Raw genomic sequence first — 16,895 nt, 5'->3', positions numbered from 1 at the left:
TGAATGCGGCGTTTCGCGACCCCGTCGCCTACGGCTCGGCGGCGAAGAACGCCTCGGCCATACGGGCGAGGTCGTGCAGGTCGGAGACCCCGGCGAGCTCGCGGGCCGAATGCATCGAGAGGATCGGGATGCCGACGTCGACGGTGCGGATGCCGAGACGAGTGGCCGTGATCGGGCCGATCGTCGAGCCGCAGGGCACCGCGTTGTTCGACACGAACTCCTGGGGGACGACGTCGGCCCGTGCGCACCACTCGCGCCATGCGGCCGCTCCGACGGCATCCGTCGCATACCGCTGGTTCGCGTTGAGCTTGAGGATCGGTCCCGACCCCAGCACCGGCTGCACGACGGGGTCGTGCTTGGCCGCGTAGTTCGGGTGCACCGAGTGGCCCACGTCGCTCGACAGGCACCACGACGTCGCCGAGGCGCGGCGCCGGTCGGAGGAGTCGGCGCCCAGCCCGGCGTAGAGCCGCTCGAGCACGTCGTCGAGGAAGGGGCCGGCCGCACCCGATCGCGACTCGGAGCCCAGCTCCTCGTGGTCGAAGGCGGCGAGCACGGCGATCGGCGCACCCGACGCCTCCCATGCGCCCGACGTGGAGACCGTGGCGAGGGCGGCCACGCCGGCGTGGACGGACGCCAGGTCGTCGAGGCGTCCGGAGGCGAAGAACGCGTCGTCCTTCCCGAACACGGCGCCGCGTGAGGTGTCGGCGACCATCACGTCGTAGCCACGGATGTCGGCTGCCGAGACGTCGGCCGACGAGGCGAGCTCGCCGAGGATGTCGGCCTGGGTGGGGTCGCCGAGCCCCCACACGGGCTGCGTCTCGGTCTGCTTGTCGAGGGCGAGACCGTTGTTCACGCCGCGGTCGAGGTGGATGGCCAGCTGCGCGATCCGCAGGAGGGCCCCCGTCTCCGCCAGCACCACGCGGCCGTCGGCCAGGGCGAGGCGCCCGGCCAGACGCAGCTCGCGGTCGAGCCAGGAGTTGAGCAGAGGGCCGCCGTAGACCTCGACCGCGGCCTGCAGCCATCCGCGCGATCCGGTGGTGGGCTGAGGCTTCAGCTTGAAGCCGGGGGAATCGGTGTGCGCTCCGAAGATGTGGGCGGGTGTCGTCGCACCGGCATCCGTCGGTACCGTCCACGCGATGGCGGCGCCGTCGCGCACGACGACGAAGCGACCGCCCTGCTGCGCCGGCCAGGCCTCGTCCTCCCGCAGCCGTGCGAAACCCGAGCCCTCCAGGCGGCGTGCGATCGCCTCGGCCGCGTGGTAGCTCGACGGCGACGCGGCGACGAAGTCGGCGAGATCCTCGGCGTGGGCGAGGGCGTCGGGGGTGACGGGCATGGGTGTGACCTCCTGGATCGGCGTCATTCGAGCGTAATCCCGAATGCCCGTCCGTTCGCTCCGATGCCCGTGCGTACGCTCCGCGCAGGCCCGACGGAAGATCAGCGGAAGTTCACGAGCCCCGCATGCGCGGCGGCGACGAGGATCTGCACGCGATCGCGCAGATGCCACTTCGACATCATGCGACCGAGGTGCGCCTTCACCGTGCCCTCCGAGACGATCAGGGCCTTGGCGATCTCGGCGTTCGACATGCCCTTGGCCAGGCACTGCAGCACCTCGGCCTCACGGTCGGTGAGGGGTTCGAGGGCGGTCACGTCGCCGGTCGTCGGCTCCGAGTCGCGCACGTGCTTGATGAGCATTGACGCGATCCGCGGCGACAGCGAACTCGCTCCCGCATGCACCTCGCGCACGCCGATGACGATCTCCTCGGCGCTCGAGTCCTTGAGCAGATATCCGGAGGCGCCTGCGCTCAGCATCGGGAGGACCGTGTCGCGACCGTCGAGGGTCGTGACCGCGAGGATGCGCACGTGCGGCCAGCGCCGCGAGATCTCACCGGTGGCCTCGATGCCGTCCATCTCCGGCATCTGCACGTCCATCATCACCACGTCGGGCTGCAGGCGCTCGATCGTGTCGATCGCCTCCAGACCGTCTTCCGCCTGCCCGATGACGTCGATGTTCGGGTCGCGAGAGACGAAGTGCGAGAGCGCCGAGCGCACCAGCGGATCGTCGTCGACGATCAGGACTCGGATATCGGGCATGAAGGAAGCCTAACCGTGGCGACAGGGCGGCGCCTGACTATAGACCTTTGTCTAGTCAGGTCTGGTCCTGAGTCAGATGTGCTGATTCGTGAACGCCGAGAAGATTAGTTCAGACATCAACGAACGACTAGGAAAAGGTGGTGAACGGTATGACTTTCTGGCAGCAGGTTGGCAAGTTCTTTGGTCTCGTCCGCTAGATTACCTGGCGAATAGGAGATAGTGAACCATGGCCTTCGACCAGACGACCCGGGATTCAGCGGATGGGCTCCGGTTGGGCCGAGGCGAGAAGCTCAGCACGATAGAGCGGATCGTCATCCTGGTGATCATCTCCATCACCGTCGCCCTCGACGTCATCTCCTTCCTCACGGTCCCGGGTGTGAACCCGCTCGCCGTGCTGGTGAGCATCTCGTCCACGGCGGTCTTCGCCCTCTACATCTGGAACCCCCTCATCGCGACAGGCGCCCTGGGCGTCGTGTTCGCACTTTCTTTCCTCGTAGGAACCGAATCCCAAGTCCTGACCGCCGCCGCTGTCGCGGCCGGCCTGGTCATGAGGCTCGGGTGGACCGCTCTGGTCCTGTCGTACACCGGAGCCTTCCTGGTCGCAGCGGCGCTCGTCGCCAACGGCGACGTGGATGCCGGTGTGAACGTCGGCCTGTTCCTCATCTTCGCCGCAGTGGCCGGAGCCGTCGGCTTCGCACTGCGGATCGCGTTCGCTCGCGGGCGACGCCTGGAGCTCGAGCTCCAGGAGCGCGCCGAGCAGGAACGCCAAGCCGTACTCGCCGAACGACGATGGATCGCCGGCGAGTTGCACGACAGCATCGCCCACCACCTCACGGTGGTGGCACTGCACGTGCAGATGCTCGAGGACCCGCGCACGAGCGACGAGTCGCGGGAGGCGATCCGCGTCGCCGCCCGCAAGGCGATGGCCGATCTGCGGTTCGTGATCGAGCTCGCCGACGACGGACCCCGCTCCGTCGGGGTGCAGACGGGCGACCTCGCGGAAGCGATCGACGAGGCGCGGCAGGAGTTCGAATCCGCCGGCCACTCGGTCCGTTCCGAGGGCGACCCGCGCGACGAGCGGATCCCGCGCGCCACCGAGATCGTCCTGGCCCGCATCGTGCGGGAGTCGGCGACGAACATCCTCAAGTACGCCGGTCCCGGCGAGGTCCTGGTCCGGCTCGACCTCGACGACGACGCGGCGGCCCTCGTCCTGCGCAGCCCCCTTCCGACGACACCACGACGACATCTGTCGTCGAGCAGCACCGGACTCGGGCGAATGGCCGAACGCGTGATCGGTGCGAGAGGCGAGTTCAGCGCGGGAGAAGTCGACGGCTCGTGGCTGGTATCCGCGCGTCTTCCGCTAGGCTGAGCGGCGAGCGGCGACGACATGATCGCCCCGCGATTCCGCGCCGCTTCGCGACCACATCTAGACGAAAGTCCACTCCAGGTCTCGACGTTCGGCTCTTCAGAGGCGCTCGGCCGCACGAATATTCTGGAGGCTCCCCAGATAAAGCGTCCCCAGCGCTGCGATCGCGAGCGCGGTCTTTCTGGCTTCTGAAACACTTGCGCGCTCGCGATCGCCTTCTGTCCTCCGGGACGCGGGCTCTTCCGCGCGTCAGTCGCCGTCGAGCGGACGACGCAGCCCCTCGGCGTGGAACGCCAGCAGCCGGATCGCGGCATCCACACTCGCATCCATGACGTCGTCGGGGTCGCCGTCGAGGTCGAGGCGCCGGTGCCCTCTACCTTCGGCCGTCGCCCAACCCAGATACACGGTTCCCGCCGGGTGCTTCCCCTCCGGTCCCGGGCCGCCGACGCCGGTCGTCGCGACGCAGATGTCGGCGTCGAACAGCGTGCGCGCCCCCGCCGCGAGCTCCTCGGCGCACGCGGCGGAGACCGGGTCGGTGCCGGGCGTCAGGCCGAGCACGCGCTCCTTGACCTCGGTGAAATAGGCCACGATGCCGCCGGCGAACCACTCCGACGCCTTCCCGCCCGCTCCGACGGTGTTGGCGAGCCGTCCGGAGGTCAGCGACTCGGCGACGCAGACGCGCAGATGCCGGGACTGCGCCAGCTCGCTCAGCCGGACGACGTCGTCGTGATCCTCGGCCGCCACCCCGCGCCTCCTCAGAGTCCGCGATCGGGCGCGGACTGCGGGGCGTTCGACTGGGGGCCCTCGGTGGAATCCGGGTCCTCCTGCTGCGGCTCGTCGGCGCCGTCGGGCGACTCGCCCGCTGCATAGTCCGGACGCGGCGGCTGCAGCGGCTGATCGGAGTACTCGCCGCCCTTGCGGCCGCCGAACGGACGGCCGTGATCCGCGAACTCCTCGCGGGCGAAGACGAGAGTCCACGGGCCCGCCGTGAAGTGCGACCCCGTCCGCAGCGTCTCGGTGGCCTCACCGGGGTGCGTGGCATCCGCTCCGGGGTTCGCGTTCATCTCGCCGAAACCGTGCATGGTCAGCACGTACTCGTCGCGCTCGTCATGCTCGATGGTCGCGTGCACCGGGTCGGTGTCGGAGAGGCGCAGCTCGTTGCCTGCGGCCGATCCGATCCGCACGGTGTCGGCCTCCAGCGCGAACTCCATCCGCTCCTCGTCGCGCGTGATGCGCAGGCGAGGGTTGCCGGCGCCCCACTCGGCATGCGTCGTCGTGGGAGCCGTGCCCTCGTCGGGGCGATCGTCGATGTGTCGTGCGTTCATGGCTGTGCCTCCTCGGAGTCGTCGTCAGAAATCTACGGATGCGGCGGCGTTCTGCCGAGGGGGTTGACTTCGTTCCGCGCCGACACCCACCTCACCGCCCGTCGCGCCGACCGGCAGGTCGGCTCGGGTGAGGATCGTGATGCCCCCGCTGGAATTCGCCGACGTCGCCATCGCGCTGATCCAGTCGGAGCGCAACTGCGGCGGATCGGGCTCGTCGAAGGTGAAGCGCAACGGGATCGAGGGGTGGAGCCAGATCGTCGAGCGTCCGACCGGCTCACCGGGCGGATGCCGCCAGGATAGAGTGAAGCTCTCATTGCGCCGCAGTTTGGTCGCGATGACCACCTTGAGATGAGCCAGCACCAGATCGTCGATCCGGATCGGATTTCGCGCGTCACCGTAGTACAGGGTCCCCATGGGACATACGCTACGCAGACGGGCACGAATCCGACAGGGCCCGTCTCACCGGGGCACAGTCGAACGAGGAGAACATGGGCAAGTTCATCTACGAGGGCGGCGTGAAGACGGAGATCGAGGATCGCGCCCTCACCCACCTGCAACTCGTCATCACGACCAAGCTGCGCCGCGGAGAGCCGTTCCCCTTCAGCTGGCGCGAGGATGCGAGCGTCGGCGGCGGGCGGACGACGGTCTGGATCCAGCCCGGAAGCTCGCTCGTGTTCAAGTACTTCGGCAGCAGGCAGCCTTCCGTCAACCGCGCCTGGATCGAGGCGCTGGCCTTCACCGCGAACGCACCCGGCGGCCTCTACCTCGTTCCGGAGCCCGCTGACACGGGCGAGCCGTCGACCGCAGAGGTGCCCGTCAACGCTCCGAACTGAGCTCTGCCGCCGACCGCTGCGCACTGTCAACCCCCTGCCCGTCGAACCGGCGACCGGGAAGTCTCGAGAGACCACGCTCGAGGGCACGCCTCCTCGGGCACCCGCCGAGACGACGAGGAGCCAGCATGACCGACAGCACACCCGACCCCCGGCACGCGCACCGCGAAGAGGGATTCCCCGCGCAGGGGCAGGATCAGCCCGGCCTCACGGATCGCACCGAGCCCACCCCGGATCACGGCGAGGAGAGCTACGTCGGGCATGAGCGCCTGAAGGGGCGGCGCGCCCTGATCACCGGCGGCGACTCCGGCATCGGCCGGGCGGTCGCCATCGCGTTCGCCCGCGAGGGCGCCGACGTCGCGATCGCCCACATGCCCGAGGAGCAGGCGGATGCCGACGCCACCCTGTCCCTCGTGCGAGAGGCCGGCGCGCGGGGGCTGAGCCTCGCGGGAGACGTCCGCGACGAGTCGTTCGCGACCGACATCGTCGTCCGCACGAGGAAGGAGTTCGGCGGACTCGACATCCTCGTGCTCAACGCCGCCTATCAGCACGACATCGACGGGTTCGAGAACCTCTCGACCGAGCGCATGCGCCGCGTGTTCGACACGAACCTCGTCGGTCTGGTCGTCACCGCGCGCACCGCGTTCCCCGACCTCGAGCCGGGCTCGAGCATCATCGTGACGTCGTCGATCCAGTCGTCGCAGCCGTCGTCGGGACTGATCGACTACGCGATGACCAAGGCCGCCCAGGTGGCCTTCGTTCAGGCGCTGGCCGAGGAGGCCGGCTCCCGCGGCGTGCGCGTCAACGCCGTCGCGCCAGGGCCGATCTGGACGCCGCTGATCCCGGCGACCGGCTGGGGCCCCGAGCGACTCGAGAGCTTCGGCGCCGACACCCCGCTGGGTCGCGCCGGCCAGCCGGCCGAACTGGCGGGCACATACGTGTATCTCGCCTCCGGGGAGTCGTCGTACGTGACCGGTGCCGTGATCGCGGTGACCGGCGGCAAATCACTCTGACGGCGGGCGCAGGCGCCCGCGCCTAGGCTGGGCGAGTGCAGAAGCCCGCGGCATCCGTCCCCTCGTGGGGGTCGCTCTGGTCGTCGGCTCCTGCCTCTCCCTGCCCTTCGGCGCTGCGGTGGCGGCGCAGCTGTTCCCGGTGCTGGGCCCCTGGGGCGCGACCTCGTTGCGCGTGGTCATCGCCGCCGTGCTGCTGGTGGCCATCGTGCGCCCGCGCGTGCGGGGGTGGACCCGGAAGCAGTGGACGGCGGCGACGCTCTTCGGCGTCTCGCTCGCGGCGATGAACGGCTTCTTCTACGCCGCCATCGATCGCATCCCGCTCGGACCCGCCGTCGCGATCGAGTTCCTCGGGCCGCTGGTGCTGGCCGCCGTACTGACCCGGCGGCTCGCCGATGCCGCCTGGGTCGGCGTCGCGCTCGTCGGCATGGCGCTCCTGGGCATCGACGGCATGATCGGCGCCGACCCGCTCGACCCGCTCGGGGTCGTCTTCATCGTCATAGCGGCCGGCTTCTGGATCCTGTACATCCGCATGAGCGCCCGGGTCGGAGCCCTGATCCCCGGCAGCAGCGGCCTGGCGATGGGTCTCGTGGTCGCGGCGATGCTGCTCCTTCCGGTCGGGGTGCCGACCGCGTCGATCGTGGCGGGAGACCTGCACCTGCTGCTCCTCGCGGCGATCACCGCCGTGCTGTCGTCCGTCCTCCCGTACAGCTTCGAGCTCGCCGCGCTGCGCCGACTGCCGCAGCGCGTCTTCGGGGTGCTGCTGAGCCTCGAGCCGGCGTTCGCGACGCTCGCCGGATGGCTGATCCTCGGGCAGGACCCGACACCGCTGCGGATGCTGGCCGTCGTGCTCGTGATCGCCGCGAGCGTCGGGACGACTCTTGGAGTGCGGCGCGGGCGGCGACGCGACGACGCGTCGGGTCCGTTCACGGCGCCCATCCCGCTTCCCGACTGAGCCCCGATCCGACGCGGGGCGGCGCTCCGCCGCAGACATCAGGCGGCTCGGCCCGAGCCCGACGGCGTCGACAGCGGGAAGCGACGCCGCAGGACGACGCGCTGCACGAGCGTCCAGACCACCGTCACGGCGAGGTAGATCGCGGCGGCGAGAGGGACGAACACCGCGAACACCGCGGTCGCGTAGTGCATCGCCGACGCGACCCGCAGCATGGCCGGGGAGGTCATCGGCGAGTCTCCTCCCTTCTCGAACGGAGGACGCAGCACGCGCCGGGTGATGTAGGCCGCGGCGACGATCACGGCCAGCAGCGCGCCGAAGACGATCCCGGTCTCGGGGCTGGCCGTGCCGCCGAAGACCGCCGATACGAGGCTGGTGCCCAGCGGCGCCCCGAACAGGTCGTGGGCGAGCAGCTCGTTCGGATGCCCGGCGATCTCGGTGCGGAGGAACAGCGTGTAGAGGATGCCGATGACGGGCGCCTGCGCCAGCACGGGCAGCAGGCCGGCGAACGGCGAGGCTTTCTCGGCCCGATACAGCGCGAGGGTCTCCTTCTGGAGCCGTTCGGTGTCCTTCTTGTAGCGTCGCTGCAGCTCGCGCAGTTGTGGGGCCAACCGGGAGCGGGTCTGCTCGGCCCGCGCCTGCGAGACGCCGACCGGGATGAGCAGCGCTCGGACGAGCAGTGTGACGAGTGCGACGGCCAGAGCGGCGGCGGATGCTCCGGCGAGGGGGTCGACGAGTGTCGAGAGCCCGACGAGCGCGCCGTGGGCGGCGTCGAGGAGGGCGGCGAGGGGTGGCAGGGCGAAGGGGTCCATGAAAGCGTCCGTTCGTGGGCGGCGGGAAGGGTCGACGAAGACCGCGGCGTCGCGTGCGGACGGGCCAGCACAGGGCTGCACCGTCGGACGGACTACGCGGCGGTCGCGACTCCCGGCGCCCTGGGACGCGGGTGGCCCGCGGCATCCGGATCGCTCTGGCCGAGCAGCGTGCCGATGTCGATCGCGCGCTGCGGGTGCGGCCTGTCGGCCCCAGGGATCGGCCGCACGCTCAGCACGACGGCGAGCGTGAGGGCGGTCACGGCGAGGAGGGCGATCGCGAGACCGAGGGTCGCGGCATCCGGCACCGACACCAGGCCGATCGTGGCCGCGACGAGGGTCAGCATCGGTCCGAACCACCCGCCCATGCGCACCTCTCCTCCTGCAGCGAGGGTAGCACCGGGCTGAGGAGTAACGTTCGACGCATGAGCGACCTTCGACGGATGCTGGGCATCGAGCATCCGATCCTCCTCGGCCCTTTCGGCGGGCTGTCGTCCGTCGAGTTGACCGCCGCCGTGAGCGAGGCGGGAGGGCTCGGCGCCTACGGCCTCTACGGCTACGACGGCGACCGCATCCGCAGCGTCGGCGCCGCCCTGCGCGCCGCCACCCCACGGCCCTTCGGCCTGAACCTCTGGCTGCCCACCGGTGACGAGGCCGCACCCGGCCCGCTGCACGCGGCGCACGCCCAGGCTCTGCAGCCCTTCTACGAGGCCGTCGGCGTCGAGGTCCCGCCGGCCCCCGAGCGCTACCTGCCGCCGCTCGACGAGCAGCTCGAGGCGATCTGGGAGGTGGCGCCCGCCGTGCTCAGCGTCGTGTTCGGCGTGCCGTCGGCAGAGCTCGTCGACGAGGCCCGGCGCCGCGGCATCCGCGTGGTCGGCACCGCCACGACGGTGGCCGAAGCGATCGCGCTCGCCGACGCCGAGGTCGATGCCGTCATCGCCACCGGCATGGAGGCGGCAGGCCACCGCGTGTCGTTCCTGCGCCGAGCCGAGGACTCGCTGGTCGGCACGTTCGCCCTCGTGCCGCAGGTGGTCGACGCCGTCGACATCCCCGTCATCGCGGCCGGAGGCGTCGCCGATCGGCGCGGCGTGGCGGCCGCGTTCGCACTCGGCGCCTCGGGGGTGCAGGTCGGAACGGCATTCCTCGCCACCGCGGAGTCGGCGGCGACCGACACCCATCGCGCGTCGATCCGCGCCACGGCGGCCGACGAGACGGTCCTCACCCGGGCGATGAGCGGGCGCCTCGCCCGCGGTGCACGCAACCGCGCCGTGCGCGCGATCGAGGCGGGGGGAACGATCGCCCCCTTCCCGATGCAGAACTGGCTCACCGGCCGCTTCCGCACGGTCGCCGCCGAGCAGGGCGTCGGCGAACTCCAGAGCCTGTGGATGGGTCAGGCGGCGCCGCTCGTGCAGGCGCGCACGGCTTCCGATGCCTTCGCGGAACTGCTCGCGGGCGTGCCGGAGGAGAAAGGAGGCGAAGCTGGCTAGGTATCTGGCTAGAATGCACATATGTCGACCCATAACGTTCTGGACGCCAGGAACAACCTGTCGCGGCTGATCGCGGAATCGGAGAGCGGTGAAGATGTCGTCATCACCCGACGCGGCACTCCCGTGGCTCGGATCGTGCCGGTCGGTCCCCTCGACATCGTTCAGAGCGGACGACTGCTCGTGGAGTGGATCGACACCGTGCCCCTCCCGCCTCGGCTCTCGCGCCTGTCCCGCGAGATCGACGCGCAGATCGCCGAGAGCCGGGATTCCTGGGAGTGATCTACCTCGACTCCTGCATCCTGATCTACGCGCTCGAAGACGCGGGGCCTCGCGGCGATGCCGTTCGTCGCCTGCTCCGAGGCACCGAGGAGACGGTGGCGTCGAGCCCGCTCGCGCTGCAGGAGTGCCTCGTCCTGCCGATTCGAGAACGGAACCTCGAAGTGCGCGATCGGTACGTGGCGCTCTTCGATCATCTCGAGAGCATCGCGCTCGACGCGGCGGTCTTCGTCCGCGCGGCGGAGCTCCGGGCGGACTTCGGCATCAAGACCCCGGACGCACTGCACCTCGCTGCGGCGCAGATAGCGGGATGTACCGAGCTCTGGACGAACGACCGGAGACTGCTCGCGGCGTCGCGAGGCCTCGCGATCGATGTGATCGACCGCGCCGCCGCGTCTTCGTGACAGCGCGTGACCGCTAGAGGATGACCGTCGACTTGCCGTGCACGATGACGCGGTCCTCGGCGTGCCACTGCACGGCGCGGGCGAGCACGAGGCGCTCGACGTCGGCTCCGCGACTCTGCAGCTGCGCGGCCGACTCGGAATGCGTCACCCGAGTGACGTCCTGCTCGATGATCGGGCCTTCGTCGAGGTCTGCCGTGGCGTAGTGCGCGGTCGCGCCGATCAGCTTGACCCCGCGGTCCTTCGCCCGGGCGTAGGGGTTCGCCCCGATGAACGCGGGAAGGAACGAGTGGTGGATGTTGATGACCGGAGCCTCGAGCCGCTCGATGAAGTCGTCGGTGAGGATCTGCATGTAGCGGGCGAGCACGACGAGATCGACGTTGCCGCGCAGCAGCTCGAGCTGACGCTCCTCCATGAGCTTCTTGTCGCCCGACGGGATGTGCACGAACGGCACTCCGAACGATCGGACCGATTCGGCGAGGTCGGGATGGTTCGACACGACCATCGTGATGTCGATGTCGAGCTGACCGCGTTGCGTGCGCCAGAGCAGCTCCATCAGGCAGTGGTCGTACTTCGACACGAAGATCGCGACCCTCTTGCGCCGGGCGACGTCGTGCAGCGACCACTCCATCCCGAAGCGCTCGGCGACCACCGCGATGTCGGCTTCGAGCGCGGGGCGAGCGGCGGCGAGACCTTCGAGGTGGATGACCGTGCGCTGGAAGAAGCGTCCACCCTCGGAGTCGGTCGAGTGCTGGTCGAGGGAGATGATGTTCGCGCCGTGCTGCGCGAGGACGCCGGCGACCGCCGCGACGATGCCGGGCTGGTCGTCGCAGGCGATCAGGAGGCGGGCGGTATCGGGTTGAGACATGGGGGCTCCTCGAGGGTGTCCCACGATTCTGCCGTGGATGCCGCGGGCGGGCGAATCGCGCGCGCCGACTCGCTACTGTGAGACGGTGGAAGCGAGCGACCTTGCCCTGGTGGTGATCCCGCTGCTGGCGGTCGCGGCGCCGCTTCTCGCGCGCGGGGTCCGGCGCGTCGTCCGGGTGCCGATCATCGTGTTCGAGCTCGTGCTCGGCATCCTCGTCGGTCCTGCCGTGCTGGGCTGGGTCGAACCCGGTGCCCTCCTCGACAAGCTCAGCGATTTCGGACTGGCCGCGCTGTTCTTCGTCGCCGGTTCCGAGATCGACGTTCGCGCGGTGTCGGGCACTCCGCTGGCGCGCGCGTCGCTCGGGTGGCTTCTCAGTGTCGCCGCCGGCATCGGTCTGGGTTTCTTCTTCGCACCGGGGGAGGGCATGGTGGTGATCGGCATCGCGCTCAGCTCGACGGCGCTGGGCACGCTCATGCCGATCCTGCGGGATGCCCGCGAGCTCGACTCGCCGTTCGGCGCAGCCATCAGCCTGATCGGCGCCGTCGGCGAGTTCCTCCCCCTCATCGCCATCTCGATCTTCCTCAGCACGCGGTCGACGCCGATCGCGGCCGCGGTGCTGGTCGCGTTCGTGGTGCTGGCCGCCCTGGCGGTGCTGCTCGCACGTCGGCTGCCGCCCGAGCGCCTGCACGGCCTGGTGCGCCTGACCCTGCACACCTCGGAGCAGTTCGGCGTCCGCTTCGTCGTGCTGCTGATCGCCGCCCTGGTCGGACTGAGTGTGGTGCTCGACCTCGACATGCTGCTCGGCGCCTTCGTGGCGGGGGCGATCTGGCGGATCATCATGGCCCGGGCACCGCGAGACGACGCCGAGGCGATCGACAGCAAGATCGAAGCCATCGCCTTCGGCTTCCTCGTCCCGATGTTCTTCATCTACACGGGCGTGACGCTCGACCTGCAGGCACTGGTGAGCTCGCCCGCCGCCCTCGCCCTCGTGCCCGTGTTCCTCGTCGCGATGCTCGTCATCCGCGGAGCGGCCGCGCAGCTGTCGGCGCCGAGGCGGGCCACGGTGCGCGATCGCGCCGCGCTCGGCTTCCTCGCCGCGACCGGACTGCCGATCATCGTCGCGGTCGCGGCCATCGGCGTCGACGAGCACATGATCGATTCGGGCACGGCTGCGGCGCTGGTCGGCGCCGGGATGCTGTCGGTGCTGCTGTTCCCCCTGGCCGGCATGACGCTCCGGGGCGATCACGCGCTCCTCACCGGACCACCCACAGCCGACGAGCTCACCCAGGGAGAACTGTGACGACCGCGAGCGCGCTGCTCACCCGAGCCGCCGCCGATCTCGCGGGGGCGCCGAGGGAGGGGCTGGGCGAGCAGCGCGACTCGCGCTGGCGCGGGCGCCGCATCGTTCGCGTCGGTGCGGCCTGGCACCTCGGCGTCCTTCTGCTGACCGACACGCAGGTGCTGGCCACCGCCGAGGTGCTGCGTGCGGCCGACCCGGGTCGTCGCGGATACACCGCCGAGTCGGCGCGGGCGCGCGCGGAGCGTCGCGCGGAGGCGCTGCGCGGCGGATTCTCCGAAGGGGATGTGGTGCACGTGGGGTGGAGTGTGATCGATGTCGACGCGGTCGACCGCGGAGGAGCATCGGGTCCGCTGTCGATGGCCGACGGCATCCCGTGCGTGCGGTGGAGCTCGGCGGGCGGTCTCATGCCGTTGGAGGCATACCTGCGGGAACGCGTGGAGCTGCTCCGCGGCGGTTCGAACCCGGCCTGAGCGCTGATCGCTGATCGCTGATCTCGGTCTTCTCGGGGCGTCGTCTCAGGCGAAGGTCTCGGCGAAGCGGCGCAGCAGCGCGGCGCCCTCGGTGACGGATGCCGCCAGCACCTGCCCCTGTACCCGGTCGAACTCGTCGGGGTCGAAGTACCCGGTCGTGCGGTAGAAGGTCATCCGGTCGGCGAAGTCCCGCGGTGTGGGCTCGGGGTGGAACTGCGCCGCGTAGAGGTGCGTCCCCACGCGGTACGCCTGCACGGGGCAGGCGTCGTTCGTGGCCAGGAGCACCGCGCCCGGCGGCGTGTCGGCTGCGCTCTCCTTGTGGGCGGTGAAGACGGTGAGCGCACGACCGCTGGGGCCGAACACCGGATCGTCGGCACCGTCGGTCGTGGTGCGGATGACCGTGGCGCTGGCCGACTCGGGTCTGTCGGTGACGACCCGACCGCCCAGCAGGCGGGTGACGACGCCGATGCTGAAGCAGGTGAAGAAGATCGCGATCTCCTGTGCGATCGCGGCGCGCGCCATCGTCTCGAGGTCGGCCTCGACCCGGCGCTGCACCGGCGACTTCACCGCGTCGCTCACGTTGAACGGCGATCCTCCGACGACGACGCCGCGATAGCCGCTCAGGCGTGCCGGATCGAGTGTCTCGTGGAGCAGGTCCAGCCGATCGACGACGTCGACGCCGAGCGCGCGGCGGAACGAGGCGTGCTCGGCATCCGCCGCCCCGGTCTCGGGCCGCACGCAGACGTACAGAAGCGAGGCCATCAGGAGATTCTAACGAGCAGGCCCCGGTGGCCCGGCCGCTCGGTCACCGCGACGAGTTCGCGGTGCGACCGCGGACGATGCCGACGAACGTCTCGACGTCGCCGGTGGTGCGCTCGCGCGGCCAGGCCAGTGCCACGGTGGAGACCGGGCCGTCGGCCAGACGGCGATGGCCGACGTCTTTGCGGTGATGCAGGCGGGCGAGCGACATCGGCACGATCACGATGCCCGTGCCGGTCGCCGCCGTCGCGATCGCCTGATCGGCCGACAGCGGCGCGAACCGCGCCGGCGTGGTGCCGGGCAGGTCGAGCGGACCCCACACGTCGTCGGACAGGCTGATCACGACCTCGCCCCGGAGGTCGTCGACGGTCAGCTCGTCGGCCGCCATGAGGTGCGAGTCGGTCGACGCGACGACGACGGCGACCTCGTCGTACAGGCGGATGACGTGCAGCGACGGGTCGGCGAGCGGAAGGCGCACGAGGGCCGCGTCGACGTCGTCGATCGCCGCGCGCTGGGTGGTCGCGTCGATCGGGACGAGCTCCAGCGGCACGTGCGGCATCCGCTGCTTCCACGCATCGATCCACTTTCCGGGGGTCGCGCCGGCGACGGCCCCGAGGCGGAATGCGCGGGGTGCCTCCGGTTCGGGTGCGGGGGCGTCGAAGACGACCTTCTCCGCTCCCTTCGCCGTCTTCCGCGGCGGCTTCGGCGGGGGAAAGCGTTCGGCCGGGGCGGCCTTGTTGCGCCGCACGGGCGTCGGTCTGCCCGCTGCGCGGCCCGGTCGTCGTCCCTGGTTCGCCATGGCGTCCAGGCTACTCGGCGGGGCCGGCACTCAGGCCGCCAGCCACAATCCCTTCGGATCGGTGGCCACGGTGAGCCCGGCGGCGACGGTCTCGTCGTCGCCGATCCGCGCACCGCGGACGATGCGTGCGCCTGCACCGATGTCGGTGCGGACACCCACGTGCGCGTTGTCGCCGACCGCGGCGCCCTGGCCGATGTGCGCGTGCGCGTCGATGTGGGCGCCCTCGCCGATCACGGCATCCGGCTCGACCCACGCGCCGCGCGCGACGATCGCCCCGGCGCCGATACGCGCCCCCGGTTCGATGTACGCACCGGCCTCGATGTGCGCCTTGGGGTGCACCTTCGCGCCGTGCGCGACGAGACCCCGGCCGTTGGCGTGCTTGCGATATCGCAGTGTCGCGCCCTGGTCGTTCTCGATGTCGACGTAGTTTTTGCCCACGATTCCTCCCGTGTTCCGGAGTATCCCCGGATATAGGAACAACCGGGAAGGGGGTTGATTCATTCCCTCGGATGGATGTCGTTCGACGGGCGGAACGTCGATCAGCGCTGGCAGACCGGGCACCAGAACGTGATGCGCTCGCGCGTCGGGTCGGCGCCCAGCTCGCCGCTGCGGATGAGGGCTCCGCAGCGGCGGCACGGCTTGCGATCGCGCCCGTACACCCAGGTGCCCTGACCCGGCCGATCGACGCCCGTGAAGATGCGGTTGCGTCGGTCGCGGTTGGCGCGGATCGAGCGCACGCCCATATCGAGAAGAGGGGCGAGGTCGACCTCGGGCGTCGGCGTCGTCGGAAGGATGCCGCGCAGGAACAGCAGCTCCGCGGCGTACACGTTGCCGAAGCCGGCGACATTGCGCTGATCGAGCAGGGCGACGTGGATGCTGCGGTCGTCGCGACTCAGGCGGCGGATCGCCTCCGCCGCGTCCCAGTCGGCCGCGAGCGGGTCGGGTCCCAGATGGCCGACGAGTTCGTGCTCGTCACGGGTGGCGACCACCTCGATCTCGGCGATGTCGACGCCCACGGCCTCGCGCGACGCCGTGCCGACGATCGCGCGCACCTTGAAGGCGGGATGCCGCCACTTCTCGCCCGGACGGTAGGTGAACCACGCGCCGTCCATCTTCAGGTGGGAATGGAGGGTGTGCTCGCCGATGCGCATGAGGAGGTGCTTCCCCCGGGGCACCACGGCGTGCACCCGCTGACCGGTGAGGTCGAGCGTGGCGAACCGGGGAACACGGAGGTCGAATCGCGTGACCTCGGCACCCGCGAGCGCCTCGTCGAGACGACGTGCTGTGCGGAAGACGGTGTCGCCCTCGGGCATCAGGCGTCTCCCGGGACGACGGAACCGGCGGGGGGAGCCGGCGGGCCGGCGGCATATCCGGTGCCGGCCCGACTGTCGCGGGCCAGCATGTCGCGGGCCAGCATCGTGCTGCCTGCGACCGCTGCGGGCATCACCGCGATCGCACCGCCCGGGACGAGGAAGCAGAGCTGCGTCGCCACGCCGAACCCGAGCACGCGCGCCCGGCTGCCTCGGAAGAGCACCGCGCGATCCGCGGGGGAGAGGTCGCGGGCGTCGAACGCTCGGCCCGTGAGTTCGCGTGCGAGCACGCGACCCGTCAGCACGACGCCGAAGATGCCGCTGAGGACTCCGCCGATCACGGGGACGAGGCCGATCAGGAGCACGACGAGCGCGATCAGAACGCCGAGGACGACGAGGCGAAGAGCCTCGGCGACCGTCGTCCAGAAGCTGCCGCCGTCGGCCGGCGGCTCGTGCCCGAGGTCGCGCTCGACAGCGTGCCAGATGCGCTGGTAGAACGGGTCGCCGATCGTGAGCGTCAGTGCGGTGAACACGGCGCTGGCCAGCGCGACGGCCGCGATCACCACGACGATCCCGACCGCGACGCGCAGCAGGCCCCGCCACGGCTCCGCCCACCCCTCGGCGAACGGGGTAGCCCAGGAGGCGATCGACGGCATCGCGATGACGAGCGGGATCAGGAGGGCGGCGAGCAGGAGGAGGGCGATCACCGCCGGGATCAGTCCCAGCGCCATGAGCCCCGGACGGCGCTTCCACAGGCCGAAGCCGCGGAACAGCGTGCCGATGCCGGCGACGAACTCTCGCATCACGGCTCCCAGCGTAGGTTCGGGTCGCGTCGGGATCGA

22 protein-coding genes are annotated in these 16,895 nt (G+C 70.6%); 9 read left to right on the top strand and 13 right to left on the bottom strand.

Annotation, left to right across the window (positions count from 1 at the left end; genetic code table 11):
* Positions 1–28: 28 nt before the first annotated feature.
* The gene (locus AB3M90_RS14915; RefSeq protein WP_412953340.1) at positions 29–1,333 is read right to left on the bottom strand and encodes a M18 family aminopeptidase; all 1,305 of its coding nucleotides are present in this window, start codon (positions 1,331–1,333) and stop codon (positions 29–31) included.
* A 101-nt stretch (positions 1,334–1,434) separates the two neighbouring features.
* A complete protein-coding gene (locus AB3M90_RS14910; protein WP_412953338.1) occupies positions 1,435–2,091 on the bottom strand; it encodes a response regulator in 657 nt (218 codons plus the stop codon).
* 319 nt (positions 2,092–2,410) lie between these two features.
* On the opposite strand from AB3M90_RS14910, the gene AB3M90_RS14905 reads away from it, so the two are divergent.
* On the top strand, positions 2,411–3,460 hold the full coding sequence (locus tag AB3M90_RS14905) for a sensor histidine kinase (protein WP_412953335.1): 1,050 nt from the start codon (positions 2,411–2,413) through the stop codon (positions 3,458–3,460).
* A gap of 246 nt (positions 3,461–3,706) precedes the next feature.
* On the opposite strand, the gene AB3M90_RS14900 is transcribed toward AB3M90_RS14905, so the two are convergent.
* From AB3M90_RS14900 to AB3M90_RS14890, 3 genes are read right to left on the bottom strand one after another with little or no spacing between them, the layout of a single operon-like run.
* Positions 3,707–4,201, bottom strand: a complete 495-nt coding sequence (locus tag AB3M90_RS14900) for a CinA family protein (RefSeq protein WP_412953332.1) — start codon at positions 4,199–4,201, stop codon at positions 3,707–3,709.
* Between the two features lie 11 nt (positions 4,202–4,212).
* A complete protein-coding gene (locus AB3M90_RS14895; RefSeq protein WP_412953330.1) occupies positions 4,213–4,782 on the bottom strand; it encodes a hypothetical protein in 570 nt (189 codons plus the stop codon).
* A gap of 24 nt (positions 4,783–4,806) precedes the next feature.
* A complete protein-coding gene (locus tag AB3M90_RS14890; RefSeq protein ID WP_412953329.1) occupies positions 4,807–5,196 on the bottom strand; it encodes a DUF7882 family protein in 390 nt (129 codons plus the stop codon).
* Positions 5,197–5,270: 74 nt separating this feature from the next.
* Between AB3M90_RS14890 and AB3M90_RS14885 the strand changes: the two genes are divergently transcribed.
* The 3 genes from AB3M90_RS14885 (at position 5,271) to AB3M90_RS14875 (ending at position 7,577) form a co-directional block, all read left to right on the top strand.
* A complete protein-coding gene (locus AB3M90_RS14885; RefSeq protein ID WP_412953327.1) occupies positions 5,271–5,615 on the top strand; it encodes a DUF7882 family protein in 345 nt (114 codons plus the stop codon).
* A gap of 125 nt (positions 5,616–5,740) precedes the next feature.
* Complete coding sequence (locus tag AB3M90_RS14880; RefSeq protein WP_412953324.1) at positions 5,741–6,625, top strand: SDR family oxidoreductase; 885 nt, start codon at positions 5,741–5,743, stop codon at positions 6,623–6,625.
* Positions 6,626–6,689: 64 nt separating this feature from the next.
* Positions 6,690–7,577: an EamA family transporter gene (locus tag AB3M90_RS14875; protein WP_412953322.1), complete on the top strand. Its 888-nt coding sequence runs from the start codon at positions 6,690–6,692 to the stop codon at positions 7,575–7,577.
* A gap of 38 nt (positions 7,578–7,615) precedes the next feature.
* Here AB3M90_RS14875 and AB3M90_RS14870 read toward each other — a convergent pair whose 3' ends face one another.
* Together AB3M90_RS14870 and AB3M90_RS14865 are read right to left on the bottom strand one after the other, a co-directional pair.
* Complete coding sequence (locus tag AB3M90_RS14870) at positions 7,616–8,386, bottom strand: YidC/Oxa1 family membrane protein insertase (protein WP_412953319.1); 771 nt, start codon at positions 8,384–8,386, stop codon at positions 7,616–7,618.
* Positions 8,387–8,478: 92 nt separating this feature from the next.
* Positions 8,479–8,751, bottom strand: coding sequence for a DUF6412 domain-containing protein (locus AB3M90_RS14865; protein WP_412953317.1), 273 nt, complete (start codon positions 8,749–8,751; stop codon positions 8,479–8,481).
* Positions 8,752–8,808: 57 nt separating this feature from the next.
* Between AB3M90_RS14865 and AB3M90_RS14860 the strand changes: the two genes are divergently transcribed.
* From AB3M90_RS14860 to AB3M90_RS14850, 3 genes are read left to right on the top strand one after another with little or no spacing between them, the layout of a single operon-like run.
* Positions 8,809–9,870: an NAD(P)H-dependent flavin oxidoreductase gene (locus AB3M90_RS14860; protein ID WP_412953315.1), complete on the top strand. Its 1,062-nt coding sequence runs from the start codon at positions 8,809–8,811 to the stop codon at positions 9,868–9,870.
* Positions 9,871–9,891: 21 nt separating this feature from the next.
* On the top strand, positions 9,892–10,149 hold the full coding sequence (locus tag AB3M90_RS14855; protein ID WP_412953313.1) for a type II toxin-antitoxin system Phd/YefM family antitoxin: 258 nt from the start codon (positions 9,892–9,894) through the stop codon (positions 10,147–10,149).
* Complete coding sequence (locus tag AB3M90_RS14850; RefSeq protein ID WP_412953310.1) at positions 10,146–10,550, top strand: type II toxin-antitoxin system VapC family toxin; 405 nt, start codon at positions 10,146–10,148, stop codon at positions 10,548–10,550. Before AB3M90_RS14855 ends, AB3M90_RS14850 begins: the two co-directional genes overlap by 4 nt.
* A gap of 13 nt (positions 10,551–10,563) precedes the next feature.
* Here AB3M90_RS14850 and purU read toward each other — a convergent pair whose 3' ends face one another.
* Complete coding sequence (gene purU / locus AB3M90_RS14845; RefSeq protein ID WP_412953307.1) at positions 10,564–11,415, bottom strand: formyltetrahydrofolate deformylase; 852 nt, start codon at positions 11,413–11,415, stop codon at positions 10,564–10,566.
* 85 nt (positions 11,416–11,500) lie between these two features.
* On the opposite strand from purU, the gene AB3M90_RS14840 reads away from it, so the two are divergent.
* Together AB3M90_RS14840 and AB3M90_RS14835 are read left to right on the top strand one after the other, a co-directional pair.
* On the top strand, positions 11,501–12,715 hold the full coding sequence (locus AB3M90_RS14840) for a cation:proton antiporter (RefSeq protein WP_412953305.1): 1,215 nt from the start codon (positions 11,501–11,503) through the stop codon (positions 12,713–12,715).
* Positions 12,712–13,185, top strand: a complete 474-nt coding sequence (locus AB3M90_RS14835) for a glutaminase (protein WP_412953303.1) — start codon at positions 12,712–12,714, stop codon at positions 13,183–13,185. Before AB3M90_RS14840 ends, AB3M90_RS14835 begins: the two co-directional genes overlap by 4 nt.
* Positions 13,186–13,230: 45 nt before the next feature.
* Here the strand turns inward: AB3M90_RS14835 and AB3M90_RS14830 are convergent, their stop codons facing one another.
* From AB3M90_RS14830 to AB3M90_RS14810, 5 genes are all read right to left on the bottom strand, one after another.
* Positions 13,231–13,947 (bottom strand): glutamine amidotransferase-related protein, encoded by a 717-nt coding sequence (locus AB3M90_RS14830; RefSeq protein WP_412953301.1) that lies wholly within the window; start codon positions 13,945–13,947, stop codon positions 13,231–13,233.
* A gap of 43 nt (positions 13,948–13,990) precedes the next feature.
* On the bottom strand, positions 13,991–14,743 hold the full coding sequence (locus AB3M90_RS14825) for a LysR substrate-binding domain-containing protein (RefSeq protein ID WP_412953298.1): 753 nt from the start codon (positions 14,741–14,743) through the stop codon (positions 13,991–13,993).
* Between the two features lie 30 nt (positions 14,744–14,773).
* Positions 14,774–15,181, bottom strand: a complete 408-nt coding sequence (locus tag AB3M90_RS14820; protein ID WP_412953295.1) for a DapH/DapD/GlmU-related protein — start codon at positions 15,179–15,181, stop codon at positions 14,774–14,776.
* 101 nt (positions 15,182–15,282) lie between these two features.
* Positions 15,283–16,056, bottom strand: a complete 774-nt coding sequence (locus tag AB3M90_RS14815; RefSeq protein ID WP_412953293.1) for a DNA-formamidopyrimidine glycosylase family protein — start codon at positions 16,054–16,056, stop codon at positions 15,283–15,285.
* Entirely contained in the window at positions 16,056–16,856 is an 801-nt protein-coding gene (locus AB3M90_RS14810) for an EI24 domain-containing protein (RefSeq protein ID WP_412953374.1), read from the bottom strand. The genes AB3M90_RS14815 and AB3M90_RS14810 overlap by 1 nt, the downstream gene beginning before the upstream one ends.
* Between the last annotated feature and the right edge of the window lie 39 nt (positions 16,857–16,895).

It is taken from the genome of Microbacterium martis, assembly GCF_047246685.1.
In the GTDB taxonomy this organism is placed as follows: domain Bacteria; phylum Actinomycetota; class Actinomycetes; order Actinomycetales; family Microbacteriaceae; genus Microbacterium.
Note: the sequence above shows the minus strand (reverse complement) of the source record. Positions and strands in the feature narration are given on the sequence as shown.

Excerpts from the sequence above, each read along its gene's own strand:
- AB3M90_RS14885 (WP_412953327.1), top strand. The coding sequence starts at position 5,271 with ATGGGCAAGTTCATCTACGAGGGCGGCGTGAAGACGGAGATCGAGGAT.
- AB3M90_RS14855 (WP_412953313.1), top strand. The coding sequence starts at position 9,892 with ATGTCGACCCATAACGTTCTGGACGCCAGGAACAACCTGTCGCGGCTG.
- AB3M90_RS14865 (WP_412953317.1), bottom strand. The coding sequence starts at position 8,751 with ATGGGCGGGTGGTTCGGACCGATGCTGACCCTCGTCGCGGCCACGATC.
- AB3M90_RS14915 (WP_412953340.1), bottom strand. The coding sequence starts at position 1,333 with ATGCCCGTCACCCCCGACGCCCTCGCCCACGCCGAGGATCTCGCCGAC.
- AB3M90_RS14860 (WP_412953315.1), top strand. The coding sequence starts at position 8,809 with ATGAGCGACCTTCGACGGATGCTGGGCATCGAGCATCCGATCCTCCTC.
- AB3M90_RS14870 (WP_412953319.1), bottom strand. The coding sequence starts at position 8,386 with ATGGACCCCTTCGCCCTGCCACCCCTCGCCGCCCTCCTCGACGCCGCC.
- AB3M90_RS14830 (WP_412953301.1), bottom strand. The coding sequence starts at position 13,947 with ATGGCCTCGCTTCTGTACGTCTGCGTGCGGCCCGAGACCGGGGCGGCG.
- AB3M90_RS14910 (WP_412953338.1), bottom strand. The coding sequence starts at position 2,091 with ATGCCCGATATCCGAGTCCTGATCGTCGACGACGATCCGCTGGTGCGC.
- AB3M90_RS14890 (WP_412953329.1), bottom strand. The coding sequence starts at position 5,196 with ATGGGGACCCTGTACTACGGTGACGCGCGAAATCCGATCCGGATCGAC.
- AB3M90_RS14825 (WP_412953298.1), bottom strand. The coding sequence starts at position 14,743 with ATGGCGAACCAGGGACGACGACCGGGCCGCGCAGCGGGCAGACCGACG.
- AB3M90_RS14810 (WP_412953374.1), bottom strand. The coding sequence starts at position 16,856 with ATGCGAGAGTTCGTCGCCGGCATCGGCACGCTGTTCCGCGGCTTCGGC.
- AB3M90_RS14880 (WP_412953324.1), top strand. The coding sequence starts at position 5,741 with ATGACCGACAGCACACCCGACCCCCGGCACGCGCACCGCGAAGAGGGA.
- purU (WP_412953307.1), bottom strand. The coding sequence starts at position 11,415 with ATGTCTCAACCCGATACCGCCCGCCTCCTGATCGCCTGCGACGACCAG.
- AB3M90_RS14815 (WP_412953293.1), bottom strand. The coding sequence starts at position 16,056 with ATGCCCGAGGGCGACACCGTCTTCCGCACAGCACGTCGTCTCGACGAG.
- AB3M90_RS14895 (WP_412953330.1), bottom strand. The coding sequence starts at position 4,782 with ATGAACGCACGACACATCGACGATCGCCCCGACGAGGGCACGGCTCCC.